Source organism: Sphingomonas sp. P4_G2, assembly GCF_056401155.1.
In genome coordinates, this window is sequence record NZ_JBFUJY010000008.1 from 102,095 (window position 1) to 120,359 (window position 18,265).

At 66.4% G+C, this 18,265-nt stretch carries 21 protein-coding genes; 4 read left to right on the forward strand and 17 right to left on the reverse strand.

What is annotated here, in order from left to right:
- Nucleotides 1-2: 2 nt before the first annotated feature.
- The 12 genes from AC1DRD_RS19665 to AC1DRD_RS19720 form a co-directional block, all read right to left on the reverse strand.
- Nucleotides 3-737 (reverse strand): phosphatase PAP2 family protein, encoded by a 735-nt coding sequence (locus AC1DRD_RS19665; RefSeq protein ID WP_478042722.1) that lies wholly within the window; start codon nucleotides 735-737, stop codon nucleotides 3-5.
- Between the two features lie 209 nt (nucleotides 738-946).
- Nucleotides 947-2,350: a sensor histidine kinase gene (locus tag AC1DRD_RS19670; protein WP_478042723.1), complete on the reverse strand. Its 1,404-nt coding sequence runs from the start codon at nucleotides 2,348-2,350 to the stop codon at nucleotides 947-949.
- Nucleotides 2,341-3,021, reverse strand: coding sequence for a response regulator transcription factor (locus AC1DRD_RS19675; protein WP_478042724.1), 681 nt, complete (start codon nucleotides 3,019-3,021; stop codon nucleotides 2,341-2,343). The genes AC1DRD_RS19670 and AC1DRD_RS19675 overlap by 10 nt, the downstream gene beginning before the upstream one ends.
- Before the next feature lie 95 nt (nucleotides 3,022-3,116).
- Nucleotides 3,117-3,521, reverse strand: a complete 405-nt coding sequence (locus tag AC1DRD_RS19680; RefSeq protein WP_478042725.1) for a RidA family protein — start codon at nucleotides 3,519-3,521, stop codon at nucleotides 3,117-3,119.
- Nucleotides 3,514-5,163, reverse strand: coding sequence for an AMP-binding protein (locus AC1DRD_RS19685; RefSeq protein ID WP_478042726.1), 1,650 nt, complete (start codon nucleotides 5,161-5,163; stop codon nucleotides 3,514-3,516). Before AC1DRD_RS19685 ends, AC1DRD_RS19680 begins: the two co-directional genes overlap by 8 nt.
- The gene (locus AC1DRD_RS19690; protein WP_478042727.1) at nucleotides 5,163-5,975 is read right to left on the reverse strand and encodes an enoyl-CoA hydratase family protein; all 813 of its coding nucleotides are present in this window, start codon (nucleotides 5,973-5,975) and stop codon (nucleotides 5,163-5,165) included. Before AC1DRD_RS19690 ends, AC1DRD_RS19685 begins: the two co-directional genes overlap by 1 nt.
- Complete coding sequence (locus AC1DRD_RS19695; RefSeq protein ID WP_478042728.1) at nucleotides 5,972-6,439, reverse strand: MarR family winged helix-turn-helix transcriptional regulator; 468 nt, start codon at nucleotides 6,437-6,439, stop codon at nucleotides 5,972-5,974. Before AC1DRD_RS19695 ends, AC1DRD_RS19690 begins: the two co-directional genes overlap by 4 nt.
- Entirely contained in the window at nucleotides 6,433-7,182 is a 750-nt protein-coding gene (locus AC1DRD_RS19700; RefSeq protein WP_478042729.1) for an SDR family NAD(P)-dependent oxidoreductase, read from the reverse strand. Before AC1DRD_RS19700 ends, AC1DRD_RS19695 begins: the two co-directional genes overlap by 7 nt.
- On the reverse strand, nucleotides 7,179-9,455 hold the full coding sequence (locus tag AC1DRD_RS19705) for a bifunctional salicylyl-CoA 5-hydroxylase/oxidoreductase (protein ID WP_478042730.1): 2,277 nt from the start codon (nucleotides 9,453-9,455) through the stop codon (nucleotides 7,179-7,181). Before AC1DRD_RS19705 ends, AC1DRD_RS19700 begins: the two co-directional genes overlap by 4 nt.
- An 82-nt stretch (nucleotides 9,456-9,537) precedes the next feature.
- Nucleotides 9,538-9,774, reverse strand: a complete 237-nt coding sequence (locus AC1DRD_RS19710; RefSeq protein ID WP_478042731.1) for a hypothetical protein — start codon at nucleotides 9,772-9,774, stop codon at nucleotides 9,538-9,540.
- Nucleotides 9,771-11,228, reverse strand: coding sequence for a radical SAM protein (locus AC1DRD_RS19715; RefSeq protein ID WP_478042732.1), 1,458 nt, complete (start codon nucleotides 11,226-11,228; stop codon nucleotides 9,771-9,773). Before AC1DRD_RS19715 ends, AC1DRD_RS19710 begins: the two co-directional genes overlap by 4 nt.
- A complete protein-coding gene (locus AC1DRD_RS19720; RefSeq protein ID WP_478031965.1) occupies nucleotides 11,173-11,907 on the reverse strand; it encodes a prolipoprotein diacylglyceryl transferase family protein in 735 nt (244 codons plus the stop codon). The genes AC1DRD_RS19715 and AC1DRD_RS19720 overlap by 56 nt, the downstream gene beginning before the upstream one ends.
- 77 nt (nucleotides 11,908-11,984) lie before the next feature.
- On the opposite strand from AC1DRD_RS19720, the gene AC1DRD_RS19725 reads away from it, so the two are divergent.
- On the forward strand, nucleotides 11,985-12,137 hold the full coding sequence (locus tag AC1DRD_RS19725) for a hypothetical protein (protein ID WP_478031966.1): 153 nt from the start codon (nucleotides 11,985-11,987) through the stop codon (nucleotides 12,135-12,137).
- 9 nt (nucleotides 12,138-12,146) lie between these two features.
- Here AC1DRD_RS19725 and AC1DRD_RS19730 read toward each other — a convergent pair whose 3' ends face one another.
- Together AC1DRD_RS19730 and AC1DRD_RS19735 are read right to left on the reverse strand one after the other, a co-directional pair.
- Nucleotides 12,147-12,527, reverse strand: coding sequence for a VOC family protein (locus AC1DRD_RS19730; RefSeq protein WP_478042733.1), 381 nt, complete (start codon nucleotides 12,525-12,527; stop codon nucleotides 12,147-12,149).
- A gap of 144 nt (nucleotides 12,528-12,671) precedes the next feature.
- Nucleotides 12,672-13,274: an LmrA/YxaF family transcription factor gene (locus AC1DRD_RS19735; protein ID WP_478042734.1), complete on the reverse strand. Its 603-nt coding sequence runs from the start codon at nucleotides 13,272-13,274 to the stop codon at nucleotides 12,672-12,674.
- A 134-nt stretch (nucleotides 13,275-13,408) separates the two neighbouring features.
- On the opposite strand from AC1DRD_RS19735, the gene AC1DRD_RS19740 reads away from it, so the two are divergent.
- On the forward strand, nucleotides 13,409-14,083 hold the full coding sequence (locus tag AC1DRD_RS19740; RefSeq protein ID WP_478042735.1) for a hypothetical protein: 675 nt from the start codon (nucleotides 13,409-13,411) through the stop codon (nucleotides 14,081-14,083).
- A gap of 56 nt (nucleotides 14,084-14,139) precedes the next feature.
- Here the strand turns inward: AC1DRD_RS19740 and AC1DRD_RS19745 are convergent, their stop codons facing one another.
- Nucleotides 14,140-15,219, reverse strand: coding sequence for a DUF3667 domain-containing protein (locus tag AC1DRD_RS19745; protein ID WP_478031973.1), 1,080 nt, complete (start codon nucleotides 15,217-15,219; stop codon nucleotides 14,140-14,142).
- 77 nt (nucleotides 15,220-15,296) lie between these two features.
- Between AC1DRD_RS19745 and AC1DRD_RS19750 the strand changes: the two genes are divergently transcribed.
- Nucleotides 15,297-16,571, forward strand: a complete 1,275-nt coding sequence (locus AC1DRD_RS19750; protein ID WP_478042736.1) for a glutamate-5-semialdehyde dehydrogenase — start codon at nucleotides 15,297-15,299, stop codon at nucleotides 16,569-16,571.
- A 52-nt stretch (nucleotides 16,572-16,623) separates the two neighbouring features.
- Here AC1DRD_RS19750 and map read toward each other — a convergent pair whose 3' ends face one another.
- Nucleotides 16,624-17,451 carry a type I methionyl aminopeptidase gene (map, locus tag AC1DRD_RS19755; RefSeq protein ID WP_478042737.1) on the reverse strand — a complete coding sequence of 276 codons (828 nt, stop codon included), beginning with the start codon at nucleotides 17,449-17,451 and terminating at the stop codon, nucleotides 16,624-16,626.
- Nucleotides 17,452-17,543: 92 nt separating this feature from the next.
- Nucleotides 17,544-17,948 carry a DUF2147 domain-containing protein gene (locus AC1DRD_RS19760; protein WP_478042738.1) on the reverse strand — a complete coding sequence of 135 codons (405 nt, stop codon included), beginning with the start codon at nucleotides 17,946-17,948 and terminating at the stop codon, nucleotides 17,544-17,546.
- A 126-nt stretch (nucleotides 17,949-18,074) separates the two neighbouring features.
- Here AC1DRD_RS19760 and AC1DRD_RS19765 point away from each other — a divergent pair, with 126 nt between their 5' ends.
- Entirely contained in the window at nucleotides 18,075-18,218 is a 144-nt protein-coding gene (locus AC1DRD_RS19765; RefSeq protein WP_169804917.1) for a hypothetical protein, read from the forward strand.
- Nucleotides 18,219-18,265 lie beyond the last annotated feature (47 nt).

The window sequence follows — 18,265 nt, forward strand, 5'->3', positions numbered from 1 at the left end:
GGTTACGGTCGGGCGAGTTCGCGGCGCGCGGCGGCGACCTGATCGGCCAGGCGCGGATCGGCGAGCAGGCGGTCGGCGATCATCACCGCGACGCCGTGGCTGGCTTCCAGATCGGACTGGAAGTGGACGCCGCAGATTTCGCGGCTGAGCGAATAATCCTGCGCCCGCGCGATGATGGCGGGCGCGCGGTCGGGCATCAGCCGGGCGAGCGCCCAGCCGACCGACCAGGCCATGCCGCCATGGCCGCTGGGATAGCCGCGATCGGCGACCTTCCCCTTGCCGCAATGCGCCATCTGCGGGTCGACACCATAAGGCCTCAGCCGCCGAAAATAGTCTTTGCCCGCGCTGACTACGCGGTTGGTTTCGCGCTGGATCCGCGTGAGCAATGCGTAGGTCGCGGGAAGCTGGGCGAGGTCACGCCCCGCTGCCTGATCGAATGCGGTCGGATTCTCGGTTTCGCCGTCGCGCTCGGCCTGGGCGAGCCGCTCGGGCGAGGCGGCGGCACGCAACGCTTTCACCCGCTGGAGCTCAAGCGCTTCGAGCCGCGAATTGCGTGGCGGCGGGGGCGCGAAGGTGCGGTCAGGCGCGAACTCGGCGGGGTCGAGCAGCGGCGGCGTGGCGTCCTTTGCGGCGGCGGCGGGCGCTGGCGCCATTTGCGGCGGCAACGGTCTCGCCTGGACGCACGACACGGCAAGGCCCGCCGCGAGCGCGGACGGCACCCAATATCTGGCGATCATCACTGCTTCCTTCGTTGTCACCCCTGCGACCGACGGCGCCCGAAAGCGCCGACGTCATGAGCGGCCGCTAGGTGCGCGTGATGACGGTTCCGTGACTCCGCGGCCCGCGACCGGGTCGAAAGCGCCAACATTGCAAACTTAGAATTTTGCCATCACCGGCTTGTCACATCTCCGGTGTCAAATCGGACCAGCGCCAACGGCAATATGGATCAGGCAGCCGCGGCGCCCGCATCGGCGAGCGGGCCGGGCGAATCGTTGGCGGGGATGCGCACGCGCACCTCGAGCCCGGGCGCGGCGTCGGCCAGGTCGATCCGCCCGTGGTGGAAGCGGACGATCGCCTGCGCGATGGCGAGCCCGAGGCCGCTGCCCCGCGCGGCCGACGCGCTCGCCCCGCGCTCGAACGGGCGAGTCACCCGTACCAGGTCGGCGGCGGCCAGGCCCGGCCCATCGTCGCGGATCGTGATCACCGCGCCATCGGCATCGCGTTCGAGCGACAGCCGCGCGCGCGTTCCGGCGGGCGTGTGCGTGGCGACATTTTCGAGCAGGTTGATCAGCAGTTGGTTGATCAGGTCCGAATCGCCGGTGATCGCGACATCGTCGAGCCGCCCGACTTCGAGCGTGCCGCCGCGATCGGCGATCACCGGGTCCATCGTGTCGGCGACATCCTCGATCAGCGGGCGGAGTGACAGCGTGCCCATCGCCGATGGATGCCGGCCGGTTTCGATCTCGGCGAGGCGTAGCAGCGCGTCGAAGATCGCGATGATCGACGCGCATTCGCGTTCGGCGCGCTCGAACGTGCCCGACAAGGCCGGATCGCCATCGGCGACACCCCGCGCGAGCGTGCCGCGCAACCGAGTCAGCGGCGTGCGCAAATCGTGCGCGAGGTTGCTCGAGAACAGGCGCTGGGCGCGGACCAGTTCCTCCATCCGGTCGATCATGCGGTTGAGGCTGTCGGCCTGGACCGCGAACATGCCGTCGAGCCGGTCGGTCGGAATGCGCCGGCTGAGATCGCCCGCGGCGATGGCGTCCGCCGTGCTCTGCGTCTCCGCGAGCCGATTCGCCGTCAGCCGCGCGAACAGGAAGGTCGCCGATACGCCCATCACCAGCGCAACGAGCGAGATCGCCAATACGATGCCGGGCAGCAGCGCGTGGAGGCTGGCCGCCGCCTCGCTATGCTGGACGATCACCAGCAAGCTGCCGCTCGGTAGCCGCGTCGCAAGAGCGCGCCCTTCCTGATAGTTATGGCCGCCGCCGAGAAAACGAACGTCGGAAAAGCCCGGCGGCAGTGGCGTGATGTCGAGCCGTCCCGCGATCCGGGCGCCGTCGCGGCCGAACAGCACATAAGTCCGCTCGCTGAGCACCTTGCGGCGCTGCCAGTCGAGGATCTTGGCCGCCACCGCGGCATCGTCCGCACCATGGCCGTCGACCGGCTGGAGATATTTGGCGGCGTGATAGCGCAGCGACGCGTCGATGCGGCTCGACACCCAGGAATCCGCCGCGCTGAATCCGATCATGCCGACCGCGAGCATCGCGATCGCGAACGCCATGCCGAACTGGATCGCGAGCCGGCCGACACGCGGCGACCGCGCCAAAGCCCACGGGATCAGGCGCACCGATCCGACCGCAAGATATAGCCGGCGCCGCGCTGGGTCTCGATCGGGTCGCAGCCGAGCGCCAACAATGCCGTGCGCAGCCGGCTCATATTGCTCTCGACGATATTGGTGGTCGGCGAGAAGGAATAGGCCCAGACGCTTTCGAGCAGCATCGACCGGGTGACGAGGCGATCGGTATTGCGCATCAGATGGGCGAGCAGCGAATATTGCTTGCGGTTGAGCGCGGCCGAGGCGTCGCAATAGCGCGCGCGGTGACTGCTCGGGTCGAGTTCGAGCCGACCGACCTGGAGTCGCGATCCTTCCGGCCGGGATACGTTGCGGCGCGCGATCGCGCTCAGCCGCGCGGCGAGCTCGTCCATGTCGAACGGCTTGGCGAGATAATCGTCGGCGCCGACCTCGAGCCCCTCGATCCGGTCCTTGACCGAGCCCAATGCGCTCAACATCAGCACCGGCACCGTATTGCCCTGGCGCCGGACATGATCGATCACCGACAGGCCATTGATGTCGGGCAACAGGCGATCGAGCACGACGGCGTCGTGCGGCCGCCGGTCGAGCATCAGGATCGCCTCCGACCCGGTCTGAGCGAGCGTCGTCTCGTGGCCATGCAGACCCAGCCCGGCAACAATATGCTCGGCGATCACCGGATCGTCCTCGACTATCAGGAAGCGCACGCCCGTCTCCGTCGTCCGGATCCTTCGTTGCGTCCGCCATGTGACAGGCCGATGTCAGCACCGTGACGGTTTGCAGTCGCTCCGACGTTCGGGTTCTAGGCCGGGTCGCTTGGCACCACTGCCATCGCCTGGATCTCGACCTTGGCTCGTGGTTCGACCAGGCGGACGACCTGGACCAGCGCCATGGCGGGGAAGTGTTTGCCGATCGTGTCGCGATAGGCGCGGCCGATGTCTTTTTGGCGCGCGACATAGTCCTCGATATCGGTGACGTACCAGGTCAGCGAGACGAGATGCTCGGGCGCGGCGCCGCCCGCGGCGAGCACCGCGACCACATTGGCGAGCGTCTGGCGCACCTGATCGACCAGGTCGTCGCTGTCGAATTGCTGCTGGGCATTCCAGCCGATCTGACCGCCGACGGCGATCAGCCGCCCTTCCGCCGCGACGCCATTGGCATAGCCGAGCGGGGGCGCCCAACCGGCGGGCTGCAATATGTCATGCATGATCGGCCTTTCGCGAAGCGGCGGCGGCCTGGCGCAGCCGGAAGCGCTGGATCTTGCCCGTCGCGGTCTTGGGCAGAGCGTCGACGAAGCGGATCGCGCGCGGATATTTGTACGGGGCGATCACCGCCTTGACGTGATCCTGGAGCAATTTGACGGTGAGCGCGTCGGGCGCGGCGTCCTCGATCAGCACGACATGCGCCTCGACGATCTGGCCGCGATCGGGATCGGGCGCGCCGATCACCGCGCATTCGCGCACGATCGGATGCGCAAGCAGCGCCGCCTCGACCTCCGGTCCTGCGATATTATAGCCGGCCGAGACGATCATATCGTCCGAGCGCGCGGCAAAATGGTAACGGCCATCCGCGTCCTGGCGGAAGCTGTCGCCGGTCAGGTTCCAGCCGTCGCGGACATAGTCGCGCTGGCGCGGATCGGCGAGATAGCGGCAGCCGGTCGGCCCGCGCACCGCCAGGCGGCCGACCTCGCCCACCGGCACATCGCGCATCGCATCGTCGACGATCCGCGCTTCGTATCCGCCGACCGCGCGGCCGGTCGCGCCCGGCGCGCGATCGTCGACCCGGTTGGTGATGAAGATGTGGAGCAATTCGGTCGAGCCGATGCCGTCGAGGATCGGCTTGCCCGTCCGCCGCGCCCATTCCTCATAGACCGGTGCGGGCAAGGTCTCGCCCGCCGACACCGCGAGGCGCAGCGACGAGAGATCGGCGCCTTCCTCCATCGCCGCCATCATCGCGCGGTAGGCGGTCGGCGCAGTGAAGCTGATCGTCGCGCGGTGGCGTTCGATCAACTCGACCATGTTGGCGGGCGAGGCCTGTTCGAGCAGGGCGGCGGCAGCGCCGAAGCGCAGCGGGAAGATCGCGAGGCCGCCGAGCCCGAAAGTGAAGGCGAGCGGCGGCGAGCCGACGAAGATGTCGTCTGGCGTGACTCCCAGCACTTCGCGGGCATAGCCGTCGGCGATGATCAGCAGGTCGCGATGGAAATGCATCGTCGCCTTGGGCTCGCCGGTGGTGCCCGAAGTGAAGCCGAGCAAGGCGACGTCGTCGCGCCCGGTGCGAACCGCGTCGAACCGCACCGGCTTGGACAAAGCGGCACGGTCGAGTTCGGCATCGTGATTGGCGGTGCCGTCGAAGCCGATTACCTTGGCAAGGAATCTGCTGCTTTTAGCGCAGGCGACGAGCTCGTCGAGCGCTCGCGTGTCGCACAGCGCCAGGCTTACTTCCGCCTTGTCGACGATCTTGGCGAGTTCGGCGGCGCGCAGCATCGGCATGGTGTTGACCACCACCGCACCCGCCTTGGTCGCGGCGAGCCAGCAGGCGACCATCGCCGGGTTGTTGGGGCCGCGGATCAGCACGCGATGGCCCGGCACGACGCCATAATCCTCGACCAGCGCATGCGCGATGCGGTTCGACCAGTCGGCGAGCTCTTTGTACGTCCGCGCGCGCCCATTGCCGATCAGCGCGACGCGGTCGCCATGCCCGGCGACGACCTGGGCATCGCACAATTCGACCCCGGCATTGAGCCAATCTGGATAATCGAACCCGTCGAGCAACAGATCGGGCCATTGCTCGGGCGGCGGCAGATTGGCGCGCGCGAAGCCGTCGACATGACCGGTGGGGCCGAGCGCCATCAGTTGCCCTCGAACACCGGCTGCTGTTTGGCGACGAAGGCGCGATAGGCGCGTTCGAAGTCGCGCGTCTGCATGCAGATCGCCTGTGCTTGTGCCTCCGCCTCGATCGCCTGGTCGAGCCCCATCGACCATTCCTGGTTGAGCTGGGTCTTGGTGATACCGTGCGCGAAGGTCGGTCCGGCGACGATGCGCGCGGCGAGCGCCAGCGCTTCGTCCTCGAGTGCATCTGCGGCGACTAGCCGGTTGTAGAAGCCCCAGCGCTCGCCTTCCTCGGCGCTCATCGTGCGGCCGGTATAGAGCAGATCGGCGGCGCGACCCTGGCCGATGATCCGCGGCAGCATCGCGCACGCGCCCATGTCGCAGCCGGCGAGCCCGACGCGGGTAAACAGGAACGCGGTCTTGGCCGCGGGCGTGGCGAGACGCAGGTCGCTTGCCATCGCCATGATCGCGCCGGCGCCGACCGCGACACCATCGACCGCGGCGATCACCGGCTTGCCGCAGCCGATCATCGCCTTGACCAGGTCGCCGGTCATCCGGGTGAAGCGCAGCAGGCCTTTCATGTCCATGCCGACCAGCGGGCCGATGATGTCGTGGACGTCGCCGCCCGAACAGAAATTGCCGCCATTGGGCAGGATCACCACGGCGTCGACATCGTCGGCATCGACCAGGCCACGGAACGTGTCGCGCAGTTCGGCATAGCTGTCGAAGGTCAGCGGGTTCTTGCGCGCCGGATTGTCGAGCCGGATGCGCGCGATGCGATCGGCCACATCCCAGCGGAAATGCGCCGGCTTCCATTCCGCCATGGCGGTCATGCGTCATTCTCCCATTGGCTGCGGAACGTGGCGAGCGTGGTGCTGAGGTCGCGCGCCGCGTCGGGCTCGATCGGGCCGAGCAATTCGTCGATCCAGCGCGCATGCGCGGCAGCCATTGCGGCGAAGGCGGTGCGGCCGGCATCGCTCAACCGCACGATCGCGGCGCGGCGATCGCCGTCGCGATGGCTACGCACGACCAGCCCATCGGCGACCAGCCGCTCGACGATCCCGGTGACGTTGCCGTTCGAGACGAGCAGGAAGCGCGACAGCTCGCCCATCATCATGCCTTCGGGCTTGCGGTCGAGCGCGGCCATCACGTCGAAGCGTGGCAAGGTAGTGTCGAACGCATTGGCCAGCCGTTCGCGCAATTCGCGCTCGATCGCGCGCGTCGTGCGCAACAGGCGCAGCCACAACCGGAGCCGCGCGCGATCGTCGTCGGCGATGCGGGCGACCGCGCTCACCATGTCTCGCCGCCCGACACCGAAATCGCCTGGCCGGTGACCGACCCTGCCCCCTCGCTGACCAGCCAGAGGACGGTAGCGGCGACTTCCTCGGGGGTAACAAAGCGCCCTTGCGGGTTGGCGAGCGCGGCACGCGCTTCCGCCTCCGAGCGGCCGGTCTTTGCAGTGATCTCATCAAGCGAACGCGCCAGCATCTCGGTCTCGGCAAAGCCCGGGCATATTGCGTTGACGGTGACGCCGCTCTTCGCGGTCTCGGCGGCAAGCGCGCGCATAAGCCCGATAACGCCATGCTTGGCGGCGACATAGGGCGCGACATAGGCATAGCCCTTCAATCCGGCGGTCGAGGCGATGAACACAATCCGGCCCCTGCCGGCTTTGGTCATCGGCGCGATGGCGGGCTGGACCGAGAGAAAGGCGCCGGTGAGGTTGACCGCGAGGCTTGCCTGCCAGTCGTCCAGCGTCACCCGCGCGGCGGGCGCACTCATCGCGGCACCGGCATTGGCGATGACGATATCGAACGGCCCGCGCGCCAGTGGCGCGGTCTCGTACAGTGCGGCGATCGAGGCCGGGTCAGTGACGTCGGCGGCCACGCCATGGATGCGCGGATGCTCGACCGCGTCGAGCGCGTCCTGACGGCGACCGCAGATCGTCACCTCGACGCCCGCTTCGGCCAGCGCCAGCGCGATCGCGCGGCCGATCCCGCTGCCGCCGCCAGTGACCAAAGCATGGCTGCCCGCGATCGTCATGGCATCTCTCCGCGCTCGGCAAGGCGATAGAGCTGGTCGCGCCCGGCGAGATACGGGTCGGGCCAGCGTACCCCCTGATCGCCCAGTCGCGCGGCGGCATGGAGCGTCCAATAGGGATCGGCTAGGTGTGGCCGTGCGAGACAGACGAGATCGGCGCGCCCCGCCATCAGGATCGAATTGACATGATCCGGCGAATAGATGTTGCCGACCGCCATCGTCGCAATGCCCACCTCATTGCGGATACGGTCGGAGAAGGGCGTCTGGAACATGCGGCCATAGACCGGGCGCGCCTGGAGCGAGGTCTGGCCGGCCGAGACGTCGACGATATCGACGCCCGCGTCCTTCAGCATCCGCGCGATCGCCACCGCTTCCTGCGGGGTCACGCCATCCTCGCCGACCCAGTCGCTCGCGGAGATACGTACCGAGATGGGTTTGTCCTCGGGCCATTCGGCGCGCACCGCGGCGAACACTTCCAGCGGGAAGCGCATCCGGTTGTCGAGGCTCCCGCCAAATTCGTCGTCGCGGCGGTTGGTCAGCGGGGTGATGAAGCTCGACAGCAGATAGCCGTGCGCCATGTGTAGCTCGATCATGTCGAATCCGGCGCGGTCGGCCATGCGCGTGGCAGCGGCGAACTGGTCGCGCACCATGTCCATATCGGCGCGGTCCATCGCTTTGGGGATCTGGTTGGCGGGCGACCAGGCGATTGCCGACGCCGCGATCACCGGCCAATTGCCCTCGCTCAGCGGCGCGTCCATTTCCTCCCAGCCCAATTTGGTCGAGCCCTTGGCGCCTGAATGGCCGAGCTGCGCGCAGATCTTCGCCTCGGTCTCGGCATGGACGAAATCGACCAGCCGCTTCCACGCCGCTTCGTGTTCGGGGGCATAGAAACCGGGACAGCCCGGCGTGATCCGCCCGTCGGCGCTGACGCAGGTCATCTCGGTATAGACCAGCCCCGCGCCGCCTTTCGCGCGCTCGGCATAATGCGCGAAATGCCAGTCGGTCGGGCAGCCGTCGACCGCCTTATACTGCGCCATCGGCGAGACGACGACGCGGTTGACGAGCGTCATGCCGCGTAGCTTGAACGGTGCGAACATCGGCGCGCGCGGGGCATTGCCGGCGCCGGCCTGTTGCTGAAACCAACCCTCGGCGGCGCCAAGCCAGGCATGGTCACGCAGGCGTAGGTTCTCATGGCTGATGCGCTGCGAGCGGGTCAGCAACGAATAGGTGAACTGCACCGGGTCGAGGTCGAGATAGCGTTCGACCTCCTCGAACCATTCGGCCGAATTGCGCGCCGCCGATTGCAGCCGCAGCACTTCGATCCGCCGCGCCTCCTCATAGCGCACCAGCGCGTCGTCGAGCGCGCGGTCGGCGTGGAGCTCGTCGGCCAATGCCACCGCGCTTTCGAGCGCGAGCTTGGTGCCCGAGCCGATCGAGAAATGCGCGCTCGCCGCGGCATCGCCCATCAGCACCACATTGCCGTGTCGCCACGTCTCGCACAGCACGCGCGGAAAGCTGATCCAGGCCGAACCACGCAAATGGCCGGCGTTGGACATGAGGGGTTGGCCGCCGAGATGCGCGGCAAAAATGGCCTCGCACGTCGCGATGGACTCCTCGCGGCTCATGTCGCCAAACCCGGCGCGTGCCCAGGTCTCGGCCGAGCATTCGACGATGAAGGTCGCGGTTCCAGGCTCGAATTGATAGGCGTGCGCCCACATCCAGCCATGCTCGGTCGGCTCGAAGATAAAGGTGAACGCGTCGTCGAACGTCTGGTGCGTGCCGAGCCAGACGAACTTGTTGGCATAGAGCTGCACATCAGGCCGGAAGGTATCGGCGAATGCATCGCGGACGCGTGAATTGAGCCCGTCGGCAGCGACGACGAGGTCGTAGTCGGCCGCCAGCGCCGCGACGTCAGCGACCTCATTCTCGAACTTCAGCGCGACGCCCAGGTCCCGCGCGCGCTCCTGCAACAACAGCAGCAATCGCCGCCGCCCGATCCCGCAAAAACCGTGCCCGGTCGAGACGGTGCGGGTGCCGCGATGCACCACGGCGACATCGTCCCAATAAGCGAAATGTGCGCGGATCGCCTCGGCGCTGACCGGATCGTTGGCGGCGAGGTTCTGGAGCGTCTCTTCGGACAGCACGACGCCCCAGCCGAACGTGTCGTCCGCGCGATTGCGCTCGAATACGGCGATGTCGTGGCGCGCATCGCGCAGCTTCATGCTGATCGCGAAATAGAGTCCCGCCGGGCCCCCGCCGACAATCGCGATCCGCATTCGACTCCTCGCCTGATTATCGCGGGAGGGTCGGCCTGTCGGGAAAAAGTTTCAAGTATAAAATATTCGCGGTAAGCGCCGCTTACGGCTGCGGCGGCGTCCTCGATGGATCGGTGCGCAACAACCACCGTCCCCACCAGAACAGGCCGAAGCCGATCGCGAACGGGACGCCGCCGACGACCAGCGGGAGCATGATGATCGAGGGATCGCGCATCGCTTCGCTGAACCCCATGAACACGACCACCAGCGAGCACAGCCCGCTGCACGTCATGATCAGGATACCGACGCCGAGCAGCAGGCCGCCGAACAACCCTCTCATCGATCCCTCCTTGCGTCTTGCCGTGCCCTAGCCACGACCGCGGCGCCTTCCGCGCCCGGGCGGTAGAAAGTGTTGTAGGTGTCGAACGGAATGATCTGTTTGTTCGGCGTGACGAAATGGACGCAGCTGCGCTTCACCGTCGCCAGGTCGAAATTGTAGCGGTCGAGGAATTGCAGGATGACGACGCGGAAGCTGTTTGCATAGCCCAGCTGCTCGGGCACCAGCGCCTGCGGCAAGCAGCACAGCACGCCGGCCAGTTTCTCCTCGGTACTGCATTGCGTGGTGGCGAGGCTGAGCAGGTCGAGCACGCCCTGACGCAGCGCCGGATAGGCTTCGTAGCTGATCGTGTTGGGGCCATTGAGGATCAGCTCGCGCGGCAAGAGCGAGGTGATCGGCGTCACGCTGCGCCCGGCGCGCAGGCCGTAGCCGATGCAGATCTGGTCGGGATTGCACGGCAAGGGGATCATGTCCTCGATCCCGAACACACCCGCCTTGGCCACTTCGCGCCTGATCTGCGACAGCAGTACGCGGTTGGCCTTGGCGTCGAACCCTTCATTGCGCCCGGCATCCTGGACCGGCTGAAAGGTGACCCCGCGCACGCACGACCAGTCGAGCGCATGGTCGACGATCGCGGCGACTTCCTGATCGTTGACCCCGCGCTTCACGACCGCGACGAGCGTGGTCGACAGCCCGACGCGCTCGAGCTGCTCGAGTGCGGCCTGGCGGATGCGCGAGAGGCGCGCGCCGCGCAGGTTCATCAGCGCGTCGTCATTGAGGCTGTCGAACTGAAGATAGACTTCGAGCCGCGGCGCGTAGCTGGCCAGCCGATCGACGAATTCCGGTTCCTGCGCGATCCGCAGGCCGTTGGTGTTGATCATGACGTGGCGGATCGGGCGACGCTTCACCGCGTCGAGAATGTCGAAGAAGCGCGGGTGAAGCGTCGGCTCGCCGCCCGACAGCTGAACGAGATCCGGCTCGCCTTCGCTCTCGACCAACGCGTCGAGCATCCCTTCGATCACCTCGAGCGACAGATGCCCTCCATGCATGTCCTCGGCATCGGCGAAGCAGACCGGGCAAGCGAGGTTGCAGGCTGAATTGATCTCGACGATCGCCAGGCAGCTATGCTGTTCGTGGTCGGGGCAGAGACCACAATCGAACGGGCAGCCGGCCTCGGTCCTTGTCTGGGTATGCAAGGGGCGGTCGCCGGGCTTGAGCCAGTCCTTTTGCGAGCGCCAATAGGCCAGGTCGTCGCTGATCAGCGTCTTTTGCACGCCGTGCGTTCGGCAGCGCTTGAGGTAATAGACGCACTCATCCTCGATGATGACCTTGGCCGGCACGGTCTCGAGGCAGGTCTCGCACAGGCTCGTGGTCTGGCCGTGGAAGATATAGGGCGCCGCCTTACGGTCGGGCGGGGAGTGGAGCGGCGCGTCCGCGAGCGATCCAGAGGAGTGCATAGGCGCTGAGTCCGATCATCACGAAGTGGAACACGTTGAACGGGCCGATCAATGTTGGATAGGGCTTGAGGAACTCCCAGGCAAATCGCTGGACGGCATAGAAGAGGACGAAGGCGTGAAAGCCGTGCTCGACCGCCCAGCGGCGATGGCGGACCAGCGCGCGCCAATAAAGTGCGAGGAACAGCGCCATCGCCAGCGATTCGTAGATCTCGACCGGGTGGCGCGATACGCCGTCGCCAAGATCGACTCCCCAGGGGAGCGCGGTCGGCACACCATAAGTCTGGTCGCCTAACCCCGCGAACAGGCACCCCCAGCGGCCGACGACGATGCCGAGCGCGAGCGGGATGACGAACGGCCCACCGGTCGACCCGCGCACCCCGCGCGCCCATTTCCACAGCTCAACCGCGACGATCGCCCCCGCCAGCGCGCCGGCGATCGAATGCGAGACGACCGGGCGCGTATCGCGAAGCGTGTTGAGCGAACCCAGCAACCAGGCACCGAGCGCGCCCCCGACCGCAAGGTTGACGAAATAGCCTGGAGCAGTCTGACTCGCGAGCCCATCAACGCTGGCGCGACGGTGGCGATAGACCCACCGCGCACCAAGGAACGCCGCGACCCACGCAGCGAGATCGCCGACATAATGGTACCAAGGCGCGGTCAGGACATGGATCACGCGCATTGGGTAGCATGATCGACATAAGAGGCGAGAGAGCCAGCCCTATTTGCGGGCGCGACGACCCTCGCTATAGTTGTCTGATGGAAGACATAGTCTTCATCTCGTTGGCCGAAACTCTCATCCACCAGGTCGATGACAGGTTCGGGCGTGCGGCGGCGTGGGCAGTCGCCGTTATCATGTGCGTCCTGCCTATCGCGCTGATCGCCGGTGCGGTGGTCTGGCTGAAGGCTTAGAAGGGGGCATTACTCCCAACTGATCGCGTCGTCCGAAAACCCGTCGCGCTGCACGCGGACCACGCAAAAGCGCTGGCCGCTCGGCGCGCGCATCACCACCCAGCGTTCCATCTGCGTGTCGATCGTCGCGCCGAGTTTCTGCAGACGCTCGACTTCGGCGGGAATGTCGTCGGTTTCGATATCGAGATGGATCCGGCTGTCATGCTCGACGCGCTGAATCTGCACGCTGATCTCGCCCTCCGGGGTTGCCAGCATCCGGTAATTGCCCCGCGTACCGGGATGATCGGGGTCGACCGGCCGGCCCAGCGCTTCCGCCCAGAAGTGCGCGGCGGCGTCGATATCGTCCGTGTTGCAGTCGATCAGAATGCCATTGATGCGCGATCTATGCACGACAACATCTCCAATGCGGGCATGAGGCAGGCAGACGCCTCTGCCCTATTATCGCGAGCAGTTTAGGCATGGCTGTCCGTGGTTTACAAATCAACGTCGCGAGCATCCGGATAAACGGAGCTTATCGATCTCCGCCGCTCGCCCCTATCGCATGATCGCGCGAAGCTGGCCGGCAGCGGCCTTGAGCGCGATACTATCCTGTTCGGCCTTGGCGATGGTCATCGCGCCCGTGAACAGGGCGATGACGACATTGGCGAAAGCCTCCGGATCGGGAGCATAGGACGCCTCGCCTTTTTCGCGGTCACGGCGGATGCGGTCGGCGATGGCGTCGCGCCAGACGCGATATTCGCTCGCCAGCGCGCCGCGTAGATCGGCATCGGCCAGCGACAATTCGAGCGCGAGATTGCCGAGCGGGCAGCCCGAGACGGAGCCCTGCGCATCGAGTGCGGCGGCGACCGTGTCGAATGCCTGCAGGATGCCGGCGGCGGCGCTCGGCGCATCGCGGACCGTGGCCACCCAGGTTTCGCCCAATTCGGCCGCGACCCGCTCGCCGATCACCGCCAGCGCGAGCGCTTTCTTGGTCGGGAAATGATGATGGAGCGCTCCGCCGGTAACCCCCGCCATGCGCACCAGGTCATGCGTGCTGGTCGCGGCGAAACCCGACGACTGGAACGATCGCGCCGCAACGTCGAGCACGCGATTGCGCAACCCGATCGGATCGTTGGTGCGGATTTTCGATCTAGTCATGCCGCCCTTTCCTTTCTGCTGACCATATCGCCAGGATAGATACCGGGCAACCGGTCGGTTCGAGGCGCCACCCGACCTTTGCGAAGGATTAACTATCCGCGTCCATCATTGCCGCGACATCACGGATTAAAGGCATGTTCGAGCGCAAGATCATGTTTTCGGACAGGCAAAGGCGGCGTCCGGCACTGCCGAACGACGTGCGCCTGTCGCTCGACGAGGTCGATCGCTACGTCATCGCCGCGGCGCGCGCACGGGGGTATCCCGAGGATTTCCTGACCGACGCGGCCAGGCAGGTGCGCTTCCTGGAAGCGCGCGGCTTGCCGGGCTTCGCTTCGTTCCGGCGCGAAATGCTGGAACATCGCACCGAGACGCTGACCCAGCGCGGGCAGCTTACGCGGCCCGATGGGCAACGGGGCGGACACTGCCCGATGATCGACGCGCTACGGATCGCCGAGCGGTTCGACCGGATCGTCGCGCTGCCGCCCGGCCGCGAGGCCGATTACCCGATGCCGTCCAATCCGCTGCTCGCAATACCCGTGCTGGCCGAATGCGCCGGACGCCACGGCGTCATCATGATGACGACCTTCTACATCCACGAGCGGCCCGGGGCGTATGTGTTCGTCGATGGAGATCGCGCCGCGCTGCACGGGGCGTACCACGCGCTGTTCGAGGCCGATTCCTGGGGTATAGCGCGCTTTCCGGAGGAGACGCACGGCGCGCCACCGCTGCGCGAAGCTCATGTCGAGGCGATCGACTTTCCGGCGGACGCGCTACGCGACCTGATGACGCTGATCGAAAGCCAGCCGTAACCGGCGCCGGCCGCCACTCCGGGAAGAGGACGAACAGTGACGGCGGCTGCCGCGCTCTACTCCATCAACCCCAGTCCGAGCAGCAGGATCCCGAACAAGGTCAGCGTGATCGTGGCGAAGATCAGCAGCGCGAAGGTGCGCCACAGGGCCGAGAACCAGTTGAGCTGATAGGCGCCGCGCAGCTGGAAGAAGATGTGTACCGGCGGGCCAAACGCGATCAGATTGCCGTAGAGCCAGGCCGGCGCGCCGATCGTCATCAGCAGCGAGATGGTCGTCGCCAGCAGCATCATGAATGCCAGCGAATAGGTCACGAAGATGGCGTGGTCGTAGAGCTTGAAGCGCCGCCGCCACAGGAACAGCAACGCCACGAACGGCACCGAGATCGGGATCAGCGCCCAGCTATATTTGTACGCCGAGGACTGCAGCTTGTAGAGCGCGAGTTCGGGATTCTCGTTGGCTTTGCGGATGCCCTTGTCGAGCGCGGGCCACCCGGTGCTGACGTTGTTCACCGCCTCCTTGCGGCCCTGCTCGGGACCCGCCGCGATGCTGGTGCGCGCGACCCGCAGTCCGCTGAGCGTCGCCTGATATCCGACGATATCGCCCTGATCGTCGTCATCGGCCTTGCCCTGGGCGACGCGCTGTTGCGCGCGGTCGAGCTTGGCCTGGGTGCTGGCAATCTCTCCATCCAGCTTCGCCAGTTTCTCGGCCTTGGTCGCCGGCGTTTTGTCGAAGTTGAAGTTGGTGCCGCTTTCCAGCGAATGGAAAGTCGCGAACATCAGAAAGACGAAGAACAGGAACATCGCCAGCGGCGACACGAAGCGCGCGCGCTCGCCATCGATATAGCGCCGCGTCAGCCCGCCGGGCCGCGTGACCAGCATCGGCACGGTGCGCCACACCTTGCCTTCGAAATGGAACACGCCGTGAAGGAGATCATGCCCGATCGAGGTCAGGGTCTTGTGGACATGCCCGTTCTGGCCACAGGCATGACAGAACGAGCCGATCAGCGCGGTGCCGCAATTGAGGCAGACGCCGTGCGCACCCTCCCCGACCCCGTGTTCGCCCGCGCTTGGTTCGACCGCACGCCCGATCAGCGCCCCGGTGGCGATATCGCCTGCTGCCGCAAATTCCCCGCTCATGGCGCGATGGATAGCATTGGCCGCAGGAAAGGCGATAGGGCTTTGGCGACCGGTTTCGGCGTGATAATCGGCCCGCCATGGAAACGACCGTCGACATCGAAATCGATCCCGTCGCGCTGATCGCGTCGATGGGCCGGCATGCGCGATCCGCGGCCCTGGTACTCGCCGGGCTGTCGAGCGCTGATAAGGCGCGCGCGCTGAACGCCATGGCGCAGGCGATCCGCGATGCCGAGCCGGACATCCTGGCCGCGAACAAGATCGACATGGCCAACGGCACTGCCGCCGGGCTGTCGGCGGCGCTGCTCGACCGGCTGAAGCTGACGCCCGAGCGCGTCGCCGCGACCGCCGACGGAGTCGCCACCGTGGCGACACTCAAGGACCCGGTCGGCGAGATAATCGACGAGATCGAGCGGCCCAACGGCCTGAAGCTCGCGCGCGTGCGCGTGCCGATCGGCGTGATCGGCATCATCTATGAAAGCCGGCCCAATGTGACCGCCGACGCTGCGGCGCTCTGCATCGGATCGGGCAATGCGGTGATCCTGCGCGGCGGGTCCGAGGCGATCGAAAGCAATCGCGCGATCCACGCGGCGCTGGTCCGCGGGCTGGAGGCCGCCGGCCTTCCCGGCGAGGCCGTGCAATTGGTGCCGGTGACCGACCGCGCCGCGGTCGGCGCGATGCTGGCGGGCGAAGGCGTGATCGACATGATCGTCCCGCGCGGCGGCAAGGGACTCGTTGCGCGCGTTCAGGCAGAGGCGCGGGTGCCGGTGCTCGCGCATCTCGACGGGATCAACCACATCTATGTCCACGCCTCGGCCGATCAGGCGATGGCCGAGGACATCGTCGTCAACGCCAAGATGCGCCGCACCGGCGTGTGCGGCGCGATGGAGACGTTGCTGATCGACCGCGACTATCCCAACGCCGGGCAACTGATCCAGAAATTGCAGGCGGCGGGCTGTGAGGTCCGCGGCGATCCGTTGCTCAAGCAATTGGTGCCCGGCGTGGTGTCGGCGGGCAGCGAGGATTGGGATACCGAATATCTCGACGCGATCGCTTCCGCACGCTTGGTCGGTGGGGTCGACGAAGCGCTGAGCTTCATCGCCGCGCACGGTTCGCACCATACCGATGCGATCATCGCCGAGGAGGCAGCCGTCGCCGAGCGCTTCCTCGCCGCGGTCGACAGCGCGATCGTGCTGTGGAACGCCTCGACCCAATTCGCCGATGGCGGCGAGTTCGGCCTGGGCGCCGAGATCGGCATCGCGACGGGGCGGCTGCATGCGCGTGGGCCGGTCGCGCTCGAGGGGCTGACGACGTACAAATGGATCGGGCGAGGGACCGGACAGATCCGGCCATAAGCGGAGCGGTATCGCCAATCGCCGGTCGGACTAATCGGGCCGAGCCATCACCTCACGCGTAAGGCGGACGGTGACGCCCCGTCGGGCTGGTGGTGAAGATCTCGCAGCCGGTTTCGGTGATGCCGATCGAATGTTCGAATTGCGCCGAGAGCGAATGGTCGCGCGTCACCGCGGTCCAACCGTCGTCGAGCATCTTAACATCGGGGCGGCCGGCATTGATCATCGGCTCGATGGTGAAGATCATTCCCGGCTTCAGTTCGGGGCCGGTGCCGGGCCGTCCGTAATGCAGGACATCGGGCGCATCGTGATAGACGCGGCCGACGCCGTGGCCGACGAAATCCCGGACCACGCCGTAGCGATGGCGTTCGGCATGCTGCTGGATCGCATGCCCGATATCGCCCAGCCGGTTGCCTGGTCTGGCCTGCTCGATCCCGCGCATGAGGCATTCGTAGGTGACGTCGACCAGCCGCCGCGCCTTCACCGACACGTCGCCGACCAAGTACATGCGGCTGGAATCGCCGTGCCAGCCGTCGACGATCGAGGTCAGGTCGATATTGACGATATCGCCGTCCTTCAGCGTTCGCGCGCCGGGAATGCCATGGCAAACGACATGGTTGATCGAAATGCAGCTGGTATGGGCATAGCCGCGATAGCCGATATTCGCCGGAACCGCCCCGACGGCCACGATCGCGTCATGGGCGAAGAGGTCGATCGCCTCGGTGCTGACGCCGGGTTGCACTATGTCGGCGAGAGCGTCGAGCACCGACGCTGTCACCTGCCCTGCCTTGCGCATGCCGGCGAAATCCTCGGCTCCGTGGAGCTTGATCGCGCCGGTGCGGCGATCGGCGCCTTTCGACGCCGCGGCGACATAGTGGGTCATCAACGTCTCTACTGTCCAAACAGGCGCCGAAGCGCGATCATTCGTGAGTATGACCGCGGATTGGCGGACGCAAGGTAAGGGCCAGGCGGCGGCTAACCGATCCTGACCAGCACCTTCGACTTGCAAAGGATGCGGCCGACGAGGCAACCCGCACCCTTCAGCGTATTGTGGTCGACCAGCACGATGGTGCCGGAAAACGTCCTGTTGAGATCCGGGACGAATACCTTGCCGCGCCAATTGCCCGCGGAATCCTGTCGGAAATCGCGAAAGACCTGGGTACCGATCAGGTCGTGCGTGCCGCCGCGGCGAGCATCGGCGATCGCCTGATCGCTTGCCCAGACGACCTTGCCGCACACCGATTCGCCGCAATGGCGGATCTCGATATGCATCGTGTCGCGAAGGTTGCGCCATGTGCCGATTGCGGCGTCCTGTTCGCCGGCATTGGCGGAGGAAAAGGTCAGCAGGCTCAGAATGACGGCCAGGATCGCGCGCGGCATCCGGTACTCCAAATTGGTTGATCGCCGCTGCGATATAATTTCGGCGGCGACATCCGCCAGAGGCCGCCCGCAAGGATGGCGCCGCTAGACCGTGCGCCGCCCCTCGCTTTGGTGTAAGCAATCACGATGGCCGACGACACCATCATCCAGACGCCCGACGGGCCGATGACCTGGGCGGAGTGGAAGAAGAAACACCCGATTCAGGTCCCATCGCGCCGCACCAAGGGCAAGGACCTGCCCAATAAGATCAAACGGCGCACCGATGACTAACGCGCGAACGCCAGACGCTTGACCGCTGCTCGATCCTGCCCAACCTA